This window comes from Solemya velum gill symbiont (assembly GCF_002020255.1).
Taxonomy (GTDB): Bacteria; Pseudomonadota; Gammaproteobacteria; order Chromatiales; family Chromatiaceae.
In genome coordinates this window covers 377324-389451 of record NZ_MPQG01000001.1, presented here as the reverse complement: position 1 = coordinate 389451, position 12128 = coordinate 377324, and the positions used below count along the sequence as shown (strand labels likewise).

The 12128-nt window shown below is 53.6% G+C and carries 12 protein-coding genes; 8 read left to right on the top strand and 4 right to left on the bottom strand.

Annotated features, from left to right (window positions below; translation table 11 throughout):
- Positions 1 to 28 precede the first annotated feature (28 nt).
- The 4 genes from BOW06_RS01875 to BOW06_RS01860 are packed head-to-tail and all read right to left on the bottom strand — an operon-like array spanning position 29 to position 3386.
- Entirely contained in the window at positions 29 to 1063 is a 1035-nt protein-coding gene (locus BOW06_RS01875) for a glycosyltransferase family 4 protein (protein ID WP_043116456.1), read from the bottom strand.
- Complete coding sequence (locus tag BOW06_RS01870; RefSeq protein ID WP_043116457.1) at positions 1041 to 1832, bottom strand: UDP-2,3-diacylglucosamine diphosphatase; 792 nt, start codon at positions 1830 to 1832, stop codon at positions 1041 to 1043. Before BOW06_RS01870 ends, BOW06_RS01875 begins: the two co-directional genes overlap by 23 nt.
- Before the next feature lie 44 nt (positions 1833 to 1876).
- Positions 1877 to 2626, bottom strand: a complete 750-nt coding sequence (locus tag BOW06_RS01865; RefSeq protein WP_043116459.1) for a lysophospholipid acyltransferase family protein — start codon at positions 2624 to 2626, stop codon at positions 1877 to 1879.
- Position 2627: 1 nt separating this feature from the next.
- Positions 2628 to 3386, bottom strand: coding sequence for a GNAT family N-acetyltransferase (locus BOW06_RS01860; protein WP_043116460.1), 759 nt, complete (start codon positions 3384 to 3386; stop codon positions 2628 to 2630).
- 206 nt (positions 3387 to 3592) lie between these two features.
- Between BOW06_RS01860 and leuS the strand changes: the two genes are divergently transcribed.
- The 8 genes from leuS (at position 3593) to BOW06_RS01820 (ending at position 11858) form a co-directional block, all read left to right on the top strand.
- Complete coding sequence (gene leuS / locus BOW06_RS01855) at positions 3593 to 6145, top strand: leucine--tRNA ligase (protein ID WP_043116461.1); 2553 nt, start codon at positions 3593 to 3595, stop codon at positions 6143 to 6145.
- A gap of 30 nt (positions 6146 to 6175) precedes the next feature.
- Positions 6176 to 6682: an LPS-assembly lipoprotein LptE gene (locus tag BOW06_RS01850; protein WP_179115159.1), complete on the top strand. Its 507-nt coding sequence runs from the start codon at positions 6176 to 6178 to the stop codon at positions 6680 to 6682.
- Between the two features lie 28 nt (positions 6683 to 6710).
- Positions 6711 to 7730, top strand: coding sequence for a DNA polymerase III subunit delta (gene holA, locus BOW06_RS01845; protein WP_078454405.1), 1020 nt, complete (start codon positions 6711 to 6713; stop codon positions 7728 to 7730).
- A 47-nt stretch (positions 7731 to 7777) separates the two neighbouring features.
- Positions 7778 to 9058 (top strand): glutamate-5-semialdehyde dehydrogenase, encoded by a 1281-nt coding sequence (locus BOW06_RS01840; RefSeq protein ID WP_043116464.1) that lies wholly within the window; start codon positions 7778 to 7780, stop codon positions 9056 to 9058.
- A 33-nt stretch (positions 9059 to 9091) separates the two neighbouring features.
- Positions 9092 to 9742, top strand: a complete 651-nt coding sequence (nadD, locus tag BOW06_RS01835; protein WP_043116465.1) for a nicotinate-nucleotide adenylyltransferase — start codon at positions 9092 to 9094, stop codon at positions 9740 to 9742.
- Positions 9743 to 9773: 31 nt separating this feature from the next.
- Positions 9774 to 10139 (top strand): ribosome silencing factor, encoded by a 366-nt coding sequence (rsfS, locus tag BOW06_RS01830; RefSeq protein ID WP_043116802.1) that lies wholly within the window; start codon positions 9774 to 9776, stop codon positions 10137 to 10139.
- 16 nt (positions 10140 to 10155) lie between these two features.
- Positions 10156 to 11130 carry a helix-turn-helix transcriptional regulator gene (locus BOW06_RS01825; RefSeq protein WP_043116467.1) on the top strand — a complete coding sequence of 325 codons (975 nt, stop codon included), beginning with the start codon at positions 10156 to 10158 and terminating at the stop codon, positions 11128 to 11130.
- 62 nt (positions 11131 to 11192) lie between these two features.
- Positions 11193 to 11858: a hypothetical protein gene (locus BOW06_RS01820; protein WP_078453963.1), complete on the top strand. Its 666-nt coding sequence runs from the start codon at positions 11193 to 11195 to the stop codon at positions 11856 to 11858.
- Positions 11859 to 12128: the final 270 nt, after the last annotated feature.

Here is a 12128-nt window from a genome sequence, read left to right as displayed (position 1 = left end):
CATCCCTGGCGGTCAGGGGGGGCTTCTACTAGATGCGACTCTTCAGATCTTCGATATGTATCAATGCATCCTCGAAGAGGTCGGTGACATGCTGCCAGGAGTAATGTGCAACCACATGCCCCCGCACTTTTGCACGATCAAGCTTCAGGGATCGTTCTACGGCAGCCTGCAGGTCAGGATTGCAATACCCATTCACCCCGTTAACGATGAAATCCACCGGACCTGTGACAGGGTAAGCTGCGACAGGTGTGCCGCAGGCATTTGACTCGATCATAACGATGCCGAAAGTATCTGTTTTCGATGGAAAAACGAACACATCTGCATTCGCGTATGCTTCTGCGAGCTCTGCACCATGCTTGTATCCGACGAAACTGATCGATGGCAGATCGTACTCTTTTCTCAGCCTCACAAGGTCAGGGCCATCGCCGACAATGACTTTGTCGTAGTGATCGTCAGGAAGGTCAAGAAATGCCTCCAGGTTTTTCTCGATGCTGACCCTGCCAACGTAGGCCAGAACAGGTCGACGCTTTACACGAGTGCGCTTGTCGGGATGGAACAGGTCGAAATCTGCTCCACGAGACCAGACAAGGAGATTCGGGTGCAGCTTGCGCTCGTCGAGTTCGCGCTTGACAGACTCGGTCGTCACAAGCACAGCAGAGGATTTTTTATGTAGCCAGCGCATGAAAGCATACCCGACTGCCAGTGAAAACCAGCGAAATCTGCACTGTATGTATTCAGGGGTCTTGGTGTGATAGGAGGATGTGTAGGGAATTCCGCGGCGTCCGCAAAAGAGCCTCGCGGCAATACCAAGAGTGCCTTCTGTTGCAATGTGAATCGCATCAGGTGCGGCCTTGCATATCATCCCTCCGACTCTCCATGGATTCCATGGCAGCCTGATCTCGGCATATGTCGGTAGGGAGAATGTTCTGAATGGTGTAAGGCCAGGGTGGATAACGACAACTTCGTGTCCACGTTTGACGAGTTCCTTGCTTGTATTGTCCAGTGTGTGGACAACACCGTTAACGAGTGGAAACCAGGCGTCAGTGATGATCAGTATCTTCATTTTTTTCCGAATCGTGATCGATGATATGCCAGGTGATGATCTCCATTATTCCGCTCTCATACTCGACCAGGGCTGTGCAGCTCTCTACCCAGTCGCCATCGTTATAGTAAGTGATGCCGTCGATCTGCTTGATCTCAGCGTGATGGATGTGACCGCAGACGACACCGCTGAAATTACGTTTCCTGCATTCATGTGCGACAGATTCTTCAAACGAGTTGATGAATGACACTGCGCTTTTTACCCTCTTCTTCAGGTAAGAGGAGAGTGACCAGTAGCCAAGGCCAAACTGCTGGCGAAGGCGGTTATAGATGCTGTTCAGGGCAATCAGGATGTTGTAGGCGATGTCACCGAGGTGAGAGATCCAGGCATGGTAGCGGGTGACCCCGTCATAGAGGTCTCCATGGATGATCCACAGTTTTCTGCCATCGGCAGTTTCATGGACAAACTCGTCGGAAATCTCGATGTTTCCGAAATCCCTGTCCTCGAAAAAGTCGTGGTATTTGCGCAGAAACTCATCATGATTGCCGATGACGTATTTGACTACAGTGCCTTTCCTTGCTTTCGACAGGACCCTGCGAATAATGTTGACGTGTGACTGGGGGAAGTATGATGAGCCACGCCCGAGGTTCCAGCCGTCAATAATGTCACCCACAAGGTAGAGATTGTCGCACCTGGTTGCAGCAAGAAAGTTATCCAGCAGTTTCGCCTTGCAGCCACGGGTTCCGAGGTGAATATCCGAGATCCATACAGACCTGTATTTTTGTTTCATGATAGTCAGAAAAGAGCGGAAAAATGGTATCTCGGCTTGCCGTTTCAAGCCGCTTCGAGGGCCTCAACGATGCGCTCCCTTGTGATTTCGGCCAGCTCCTTGCGGCTTTGCCCGTCCGGTTGAATTGGCTCACAGAAGGTGATCTGTACTTTGTGTGACGGCTTGCGTTTCAACGTCTGTGCCAAGTGAACCGGAAAACTGTCGTCGTCAATATAAGCGGCACGGGTGTCAAGGTGCCCTTCGCAGGTATAGCGTATTGCAATCGGCTGTACAGGGATGCCAGCATCTGTTGCTACCGAGAAGAGGCGCGGAAAGAAGCGTTTGACTTCAGTTCCGTCAGTCGTCGTCCCTTCGGGAAATACCAGTACCGGGCGTTCCTTGCCGGAAATCGTCTGTGACATTTTAACAGCCAGTTCACTGGTCGCTCCGTTTCCACGCGAGATAAACAGCGTGCCTGCAGAGCCGGCAAGCCAGCCAATGAGAGGCCACTTGCGGACCTCTGATTTTGACAGGAAGGTGGTATTGGTCACGGCGCCTATAATTGGAATGTCTATCCAGGAGACATGGTTGGCAACCAGCAGCGCTTGTCCATCGGTCATGTCGCCGGTAATTTCCAGTTCTATACCGAGAATTTTACACAGACGCCTGTGCCACCACTGGATGACAGTCGGGAATTGACGGCCTGCACGACGCTGGGTCTCTTCCCTGTTGAGCAGCACGGTAAGCACCATACCCGTCAAGATGTGCTCCGACAGGCGTAGTCCACGCCAGATGGCAACGGGTGAAGTACCCATGTTACGCATTGCCTCCGCGAGACATGAAGTGACGCGAGTAGGAGGCATCTAGGTTGTTGATGTTGAGTAGCATAAAGACATCGGCAACTCCAAAGTCCTCATCCCAGCACGCCTCACCGCAGGCTTTTGCGCCAAGCCGGACATATGCTTTCAGCAGCGGCGGCATGCGGGCTGCAACGACCTCATCCGGCAGGGGCGTGATCGGTAGCCTGGTTTTTGGACGGACCCTGTACTTCTCGTCGATGAGCGCATGTGTGCGCAGGCGGTTCATGATGGCAGTTGCCATGATGCCATCATCCTCCTGCAGTTCGATGCTTGCACAGCCAAACAGAAAGTCGATATGGTTTTGCTGGACAAAGGAGGAGAGGCCCTGCCACAGGACAGCAATCGCTGCTCCCGAGCGATATCTTGCATCCACACAGGTGCGTCCGACTTCCACCTTGCTGCCATTCAGACACTTGATATTCTGCATGTCGAATTCTGTTTCCGAATAGAAGGAGCCGGCATCTGCTGCACCCTTATCAGTCAGCAGGCGTGTGCTGGCGATCAGGTCACCGCTGCGCGTATCACGCACAACCAGGTGGTGACAATGCGCATCGAATCGATCCTCGTCGATGGCTTCTGTCGTATCGAGATTTGCGCCCATCTCTTCTGCAAAGATGCGATACCGCAGTTCAAGTGACTCACGAATCATAGTCTCATCGGTTGCCAGTTCGACACTGAGACGGTTGGTTTTTACCGGTTTGAGAATGGCGCTCATGTGATTGGTCCGCGCGATGTGATGAATTGCAGCAATGCTAGAAAGCATTGATGACAAATTCGCGACAGAGCGATGAAATATTTGTTATCCGGATGTGACGTTTTGGTTACGACCGGGGATTCTCAATTGCAGTGACTCTTTCGATAAAGGGTAACCTGCGGTATCCTTCCCAGATTCCAAGTATCACCAGAGTTTGATCCGTCCTGATGAGTTTCAGTTACGATCCCGCAGAAATTGAGCGTCAATCCCAGTCATACTGGGAAAAAAATGGTTCGTTCACAGCAACCGAAGACCCCTCGCGGGAGAAATTTTACTGCCTGTCGATGTTCCCCTATCCCTCCGGCAAATTGCACATGGGCCACGTGCGCAACTACACCATCGGTGACGTGATTGCCCGCCAGCAGCGTATGCTGGGAAAAAACATCATGCAACCAATGGGTTGGGACGCTTTTGGCTTACCGGCAGAGAACGCGGCAATCAAGAACAAGACTGCACCGGCCAAGTGGACGCGCGAAAATATCGCCTACATGAAGGAGCAGCTCAAGCGCCTCGGTTTCGGTTATGACTGGGAGCGTGAACTGGCAACCTGTGATCCGGACTATTATCGCTGGGAGCAGTGGCTCTTTACGCGTTTGATGGAGAAGGATCTCGCCTACAAGAAAACAGCGACGGTCAACTGGGATCCTGTAGACCAGACAGTGCTCGCTAATGAGCAGGTTATCGACGGCAAAGGCTGGCGTTCGGGTGCTGTTGTCGAAAAACGCGAAATCGAACAGTGGTTTCTGCGGATTTCAGATTATGCCCAGGAGTTGCTTGATGACGTAGAGAAACTGGATGGCTGGCCAGACCAGGTTCGTACCATGCAACGAAACTGGATCGGACGCTCTGAAGGTGTCGAGATGTCATTCGGGATCGAGGATTCCGATGAGGCGATGACGATTTTCACAACCAGGCCGGATACCCTCATGGGTGTCACTTACGTGGCGGTGGCGGCAGAGCACCCGCTTGCACTTGCAGTTGCTGAATCACGTCCGGATGTAGAAGCATTCGTCGCCGAATGTAAATCCGGTGGTGTCAGCGAAGCTGAGTTGGAAACCATGGAGAAGAAAGGTGTCCCTCTTGGTATTAATGCGCTGCATCCGGTCACCGGCGAGGCAGTACCTGTCTATGCTGCCAACTTTGTCCTCATGAGTTATGGCTCCGGTGCCGTGATGGCGGTTCCCGGCCATGACCAGCGGGACTGGGAGTTTGCCGGGCAGTATGGAATTCCCCGCAAGCAGGTGATTTTCTCAACCGATGGTTCTGCATGTGGAATTGAGGAAGCAGCCTATGTAGAGAAGGGTGTACTGAAGAACTCGGGTGAGTTTGACGGGCTCGATTCAGATGCTGCTTTCGATGCGATTGCGAGTTGGCTCGAGGCGCATGGCAAGGGCAGTCGCAAGGTCAATTTCAGGCTGCGTGACTGGGGCGTTTCGCGCCAGCGTTACTGGGGTTGTCCGATTCCTGTCATTCATGCAGCCGACGGTTCCAACCGTCCGGCTGACGAATTTCCCGTGGAGTTGCCCGAGGATGTCATCGTTGATGGCTCGGGCTCGCCACTGAAGCGCATGCCGGAGTTCTATCAACTTTCAGATGGCGAGGAGCGCGAAACAGATACATTCGATACCTTCTTTGAATCAAGCTGGTACTACGCACGTTACTGCTCACCGGGCTGCGACACGGCAATGCTTGATGAACGGGCAAAATACTGGCTTCCCGTTGATCAATATGTTGGCGGTATTGAACATGCCGTTCTGCACCTTCTGTACGCCCGTTTTTTCAACAAGCTGATGCGTGACGAGGGGCTGATTGAGAATGACGAGCCCTTCACCAACCTGCTGACGCAGGGCATGGTAATCGCGGAGACCTGGTATCGTGACAATGCCGACGGCTCGAAAGAGTGGTACAACCCGGCCGATATTGAAATCGAACGCGACGACAAGGGCAAGGTGGTATCTGCCGCGCTGAAATCTGATGGTGAGCCGGTTTTGTTCGGCGGTATCGAGAAAATGTCCAAATCGAAGAACAATGGTGTCGATCCACAAGATCTGATTGACCGTTACGGTGCAGATACCGTGCGTCTCTACACTATGTTCACCGCCCCGCCGGACCAGTCGCTGGAGTGGTCAGACGAGGGTGTTGAGGGTGCACACCGTTTCGTGCGTCGCCTGTGGACACTAGCAACAGGCCATGCTGATGCTATCAAGGAAGCAGATGCGAAGTTTGACGATGCCGACGAAAAGAGTGTCGCCGCGCGCAGGGAAATTCACACTGCGTTGAAGAAAGCGCTGTACGATTATGAACGCAAGCAGTTCAATACGGTTGTTTCCGCCTGCATGACCATGGTCAATGTCCTCAACAAGGTCGACAACAGCGCCTTGCTGAGCGAAGGAGTCAGTATCATACTGAGACTGCTCGCGCCGATTGCCCCACATGTCACCCATCACCTGTGGAGTGAGCTGGGTTTTGGTGAGGATATTCTCTCTGCCGGATTCCCCGAGGTTGATGAATCCGCTCTGCAGCAGGAGAATATAGAATATGTTGTTCAGGTTAACGGCAAGGTGCGTGCAAAAGTACAGGTGCCAGCTGATGCCGACAAAGAGGCAGTCGAGAAAGAAGCACTGGATAATCAGAACGTACAGAAATTTATCGGTGATGCGACAGTACGCAAGGTGATTGTTATCCCTGGCAAGTTGGTCAACATCGTCGCACCACAATAACCAAGGCCAAGCACCTTGAAGGATATCGATGTGAATATTCGTCCAATACTGCTATTGCTGATCGCGGCCCTGCTGACTGGGTGCGCCGGATTTCAGTTGCGTGGCAGCGAACCTCTACCTGCATCAATCAGTCCTGTCCTGGTGACGGGTATCAACCAGTACAGTGACCTCTATCGCCAGCTTGAATACCAGCTGAGTGCCAGCGGTATCCGCGTGACCAGCTCGAAGGATGATACAGCAACTGTTCTGAAACTGAACCAGGTCAAGTCGTCCGACAAGCTGACAGCAATCAATAGCAAAGGCAAGGGTGTTGAGTACTTGCTGGCCGAGAGTGCTAATATGTCGCTATATGACCGCACAGGAGCGACCCTGGTTTCCGAGCGCAAGGTGGCCGTAGATCACTATCGCTATGCACTGGATACAAAACAGCTCTCCAGTGAGCGTGCACGCGAAGAGAAGGAACGTGAGATGCAGCAACTGCTGGCACAGAAAATCATGCGCACGATTCACTATGCCATGCGTACCGGTTCAAACTGATCCTTCAGTTTGAACTGCAGGCTCTGAAGTGAAGCTGAAACCGGAAGCACTGGATTCCCACCTGCGCAAGCAGCTTGCACCTGTTTACCTGCTGTGCGGGGATGAGCCCCTGCAACTGCTTGAGGCGGCAGATTCCGTGCGCAATATCGCACGCGAGGCGGGTTACACTGAACGCACCCTGTTCGAGGTGAAGCGGGGATTCGACTGGGATACCCTGCTTGCTGAAGGCAGTTCCATGTCGCTGTTTGCCGAGAGACGTATTCTTGAGGTACGCATTCCGAGCGGCAAGCCGGGCCGTGACGGAAGTGCTGCGCTGGCCGAGTGGCTGGCAAATCCGCCGCCCGATACGTTGCTGTTGCTGGTGCTGTCAAAACTCGAAGCCTCACAAAGAAATACCAAGTGGTTCAAGGCAATCGACAAGGCTGGTGTGGTTGTGCAGGTATGGCCTGTCACTGGCCGCTCACTGCAGCAGTGGATGAAGCACAGGGCACAGATGTCTGGTCTGCAGCTTGACGACATTGCCCTGCAACTGCTGGTCCAGCATACTGAAGGCAACCTTCTTGCCGCTTCACAGGAACTGGAAAAGCTGCGTCTCATTCACGGCGAGGGCAAAGTCAGCGTCGAACGCGTCGCCAGTGCTGTTTCCGGTAACTCCCGATACACGCCGTTTGAAATGGTCGATACTGCACTGGCAGGGCAGGGTGGACACGCACTGCACATGCTGACAGTGCTGCGTGCCGAGGGTGTCGCCATGCCGGTTCTGTTATGGGCTCTGGCACGCGATATTCGACTGCTGGTTGAACTGGCGACGAATGCTGCAGCTGGTGGATCACCTGACACAGTTTTTAACAGGCATCGTGTGTGGGAGCAGCGTCGAGCCCTGCTTGGTCATGCGATGCGTAAACATACGCTTGCCGAGTGGCAGCAACTGCTGTCGCTGGTGGCAAGAATTGATAATGCAATCAAGGGTGGTGCCGAGGATCAGTGGGTACTCACCGAATCGCTGCTTGCCGGAATTGCCGGCTATTCCCTCGAGGCCGTCAGTTAGTGTGATAAAATAGCTTTTTTACACCGGTTGTTTTTTACCTGGCCGTTATGACCCAAGAAGCTAAAAAAGAGATTACCAATATCGCTTCCTACATGCAGGAGGTCGGCACTCGTGCGCGTGCTGCTTCCCGTCAGCTCGCCGCGACCAGTACCGGCCTCAAGGATGCCGCCTTGCTTGCGATTGCCGAAGATCTTGATGTGAACCGCGACATTCTCATGCGGGAGAACCGCAAGGACCTCGAGGCAGGGCGCGCCAAGGGACTCGATGATGCACTGCTTGACCGCCTTGAACTGACAGCTGATCGTATTGACACCATGATCGAGGGGCTGCAGCAGATTGCCTCACTGCCTGATCCGATCGGTGAAATTTTTGATATGAATTACATGCCCAGCGGCATCCAGGTGGGGCGCATGCGTGTGCCGCTCGGTGTTGTCGGTATCATCTACGAGTCACGCCCGAATGTGACAGCAGATGCAGCTGCACTGTGCCTCAAATCGGGTAATGCGACCGTGCTGCGTGGTGGATCTGAGGCCTTCTGGTCAAACCAGGCGATTGCTGCATCCATACGCGTCGGCCTTGAAAAGACAGGGTTGCCTGGTGATGCCGTACAGGTTGTCGAGACCACTGACCGCACTGCGGTTGGCGCAATGATCACCATGCCGGAGTCGATAGACGTGATTATTCCACGCGGCGGTAAGGGGCTGATCGAACGTATCTCGGCAGACGCACGTGTTCCCGTGATCAAACACCTTCATGGTGTCTGCCATGTCTACATAGATGACCAGGCTGATCATGATAAAGCGTTTGCAATTGCAGTGAATGCAAAGACCCAGCGTTACGGCACTTGCAATACCATGGAGACGCTGCTGGTGGCGGAGAATGTCGCCGCAGAAATACTGCCTGAACTTGCTGCAGCTTATGCAGACAAGGGTGTGGAGCTGCGCGGTTGTGAAAAAATAGCCGCCCTGATCGACTGTAACCCTGCTACTGAAGAGGACTGGGATGAAGAGTATCTTGCTCCGATCCTCTCCGTTCGTATTGTTGCTGATCTGGCTGGGGCGATGGAGCACATTGCCCGCCATGGTTCCGGTCATACAGAGTCGATTGTTACCGAGAACTTTACTCGTGCTCGTCGATTCCTGACAGAGGTGGATTCAAGCAGCGTTATGGTTAACGCCTCGACGCGTTTTGCCGACGGATTCGAGTACGGACTTGGTGCCGAGATTGGTATCTCGACCGACAAGTTTCATGCACGTGGTCCGGTTGGTCTCGAGGGGCTCACCTCGGTCAAGTTTATTGTCCTGGGCGATGGTCATATTCGCACCTGATTCTTGCCCTTGTGAATACCGGTCAGGTTGTTGATGATCGGTATTTTCGGCGGCACCTTCGATCCGGTTCATTATGGACACCTGCGCCCTGCGTTTGAGGTGCAGGAGGAACTGGGCATCGAACAGATGCATTTTGTTCCGCTCCGGGATGCGCCACACCGGGATCAGCCGGAAGTATCGCCTGAACTGCGTTGTGCGCTCGTCAGGGCAGCGCTTGGACGACGCAGCGGTGTCTGTGTCGATGACCGTGAACTGCATCGCGATGGCCCCTCCTACAGCTATGACACCCTCACCTCGTTTCGACAACAGTTGCCAGACGAACCGCTGGTATTGCTACTTGGTGAAGACGCTTTCCGCGGTTTTCTCTCCTGGCACAGGCCGCTGGATATTCTCGAACTGGCACACCTGGTTGTGATGCAGCGTCCCGGTGAACATCAGTTCGATTCACAGTTGCAGGCGCTGATAAATGAACGGCAGGCTGACTCGCCACGTGAGTTGCACGATGCTCTTGCGGGGAGGATTTATTTCCAGCAGGTAACCCAGCTCGATATCAGTGCAACCGCAATCCGTGAGCTCTGTGCAGCGGATCAGGACATCAGTTGCCTGGTGCCGGATGCTGTGGCAACGATCATTGGGCGACTTCAGCTTTACACGAAAGATGCAGGCGCAGGCCATTCCGGCTAAAATGACGCATAACCAGACTTTGGAAACCCAGATGCAAGCAGAACAACTCCGAGATCAGACAATTGCCATTCTTGATGATATGAAGGCGATGGATGTCAATGTGATTGATGTACGTGGAAAAACCAGCATTACCGATTTCATGATCATTGCCAGCGGCACGTCGGACCGACACGTCAAATCGATCGCGGAAGCGGTGGTTTTCAAATCAAAGCAGGCGGGTGAGGCACCAATCGGAACCGAGGGTGTAACTGACGGCGAATGGGCTCTGGTCGACCTGAACGGCGTGGTCGTGCACATCATGCACCCGCGTGTCAGGGACTTCTACCAGCTTGAACGTCTCTGGAGCATGGATCCGGAACAGGCTGAAAAAGTGCTCCAGGAGAGCACAAAGCAGTAGTTCCTGGGCTTCCCGCATGGATCGATTCGACAGAATCTACGATCTGCACAAGATTCTCAGCGCCTCGCGCTATCCGGTTTCACGTAAACGCCTCGAAGATGAGCTTGAGTGTTCGCGTGCGACTGTAAAACGCATCATCGAGTCGATGCGTCTCTATCTCAATGCTCCGATTGCCTATGACCGCAAGCTCAATGGTTACTATTATGAAACCGGCAATGAGTCGGGCGAAGTCATGTACGAACTGCCCGGTATCTGGTTCAACGCCTCCGAACTGCAGGCGCTGTTGACAGTGCAACAGTTGCTGCAGGATGTGCAGCCCGGTCTGTTTGAGCGTCAGCTGGCACCGCTCAGAGAGAGAATTGACGATTTGTTGCAGCTGCAACAGGGAGAGTCAGGCGATCTCAGCGGCCGTATCCGTATCCTGCACCTCGCCTCGCGTCCCGGAAGTGAGTGGTTTCAGCTGATTGCCGGTGCCACCGCGCAACGCAGGCAACTCGAAATCGACTACTATGCCCGTTCCAGTGATACCTCCTCACGCAGACGTATCTCACCGCAGCGCCTGGTTCACTATCGTGATAACTGGTACCTGGATGCCTGGTGCCATACGCGAGATGCACTGCGTACCTTTTCGCTCGATGCGATCGAGTCTGCGCGTCAGCTGGAGACTGCAGCCGATGATGTTGGGGAGAAGGAGCTCAAAACACATTTTACCTCTGCCTATGGCATTTTTTCCGGCGAGGCGACAGATGAGGCGGTGTTGCACTTTTCGGCCGAGAGCGCGCGGTGGGTCGCAAATGAGGCGTGGCATGCACAGCAGCAGGGTGAATGGCTCGATAGCGGAAAATACCAGATGCGCATTCCCTATGCCAATCCCACCGAACTGGTCATGGATATTCTGCGCTACGGCAGCAATGTCGAGGTGATAGCGCCTGAAAGCTTGCGGCAGCTGGTCTCCCGGCGTCTGCATGATGCGCTTGCGCAATATCAGTAACAGAAGTTTTGGCAGGGCATATAATTATTTGTAGGAAAGTAGATACTTTACGGAGGGTCGTAATGAAAATGGCAGCAATACGAATTTCAGCTCTTTTGTTTCTGTTAATGCTGTTCACTCCCGCAATTGCCGAATTCTGGGCGCCGGTGCGCCAGCAGTTCTACCATGACACCACCTACCTCACCGGAGGAATCGGTGCGTCTGAACAGGAATATCTCGAATCGAAAGAGGTACGCCAGCAATACAACCTGGAAATTCTCACAGCTTCAAAAAAAGGAAGCTTCATATCCATGGCCAGGGCCAGGGTGGCCACAGCCGGCGGGACAGTTGTACTTGATGTGGTGATGGATGGCCCGGTCCTTCTGGCCCGTCTGCCACAGGGAAAGTACAGGGTTGACGTGATTGTTAATGGCGTCGGCCAGGTACGTGATGTGAGTCTGACCGATAAGGGTTTACAGCGTGTCGTGACTCACTGGGATGTCGTGGCAGAGCGGCTGGATAAACCGGAAGTCAGTCCATCCTGGGTACGCCCCGTGGTACCAAAAACAATTGATGGTATCGAGGTGGAAACGGTTCCCGGCGCTGAAGGAGAATCTGCTGATAACGGCCTTTGGTACAGGGAAAGTCATAACGAGCGCGATCAACGGCTGGAGGATATCCGCAGGATGCGTGAGGAAGCGGCCCGTCTTGAGAGGGAGGCCAGGGAGCTTGAGCGGGGCCTCAGGTAAGTGCTTGATTGACAGGTGTCAGACGTAAAAAAGCCCGGAAATCGATTTCCGGGCTTTCAGTTTTTCAGGGGATTATTCTGAGCGTTACTAGAACTGCATCATGATTACGAGAGCAGAGCCCATCAGCGCTACTTCGATCGCAACGGCTTTCCAGTCAATTGCCGGAACGCGATGCTCGAGTTCAGATTTTGCCGACATATAGTCCATTTTCTATCTCCGGTATCAGAGAAACCCACATGGATTACTCTCGCCGATTGGCTTGTGTTAAAA

Bases quoted from the DNA above. Each gene is read 5' to 3' on its own strand.
- nadD (WP_043116465.1), top strand. From the start codon at position 9,092: ATGATCGGTATTTTCGGCGGCACCTTCGATCCGGTTCATTATGGACAC.
- BOW06_RS01860 (WP_043116460.1), bottom strand. From the start codon at position 3,386: ATGAGCGCCATTCTCAAACCGGTAAAAACCAACCGTCTCAGTGTCGAA.
- BOW06_RS01865 (WP_043116459.1), bottom strand. From the start codon at position 2,626: ATGGGTACTTCACCCGTTGCCATCTGGCGTGGACTACGCCTGTCGGAG.
- BOW06_RS01840 (WP_043116464.1), top strand. From the start codon at position 7,778: ATGACCCAAGAAGCTAAAAAAGAGATTACCAATATCGCTTCCTACATG.
- BOW06_RS01875 (WP_043116456.1), bottom strand. From the start codon at position 1,063: ATGAAGATACTGATCATCACTGACGCCTGGTTTCCACTCGTTAACGGT.
- BOW06_RS01825 (WP_043116467.1), top strand. From the start codon at position 10,156: ATGGATCGATTCGACAGAATCTACGATCTGCACAAGATTCTCAGCGCC.
- rsfS (WP_043116802.1), top strand. From the start codon at position 9,774: ATGCAAGCAGAACAACTCCGAGATCAGACAATTGCCATTCTTGATGAT.
- BOW06_RS01870 (WP_043116457.1), bottom strand. From the start codon at position 1,832: ATGAAACAAAAATACAGGTCTGTATGGATCTCGGATATTCACCTCGGA.
- BOW06_RS01820 (WP_078453963.1), top strand. From the start codon at position 11,193: ATGAAAATGGCAGCAATACGAATTTCAGCTCTTTTGTTTCTGTTAATG.
- leuS (WP_043116461.1), top strand. From the start codon at position 3,593: ATGAGTTTCAGTTACGATCCCGCAGAAATTGAGCGTCAATCCCAGTCA.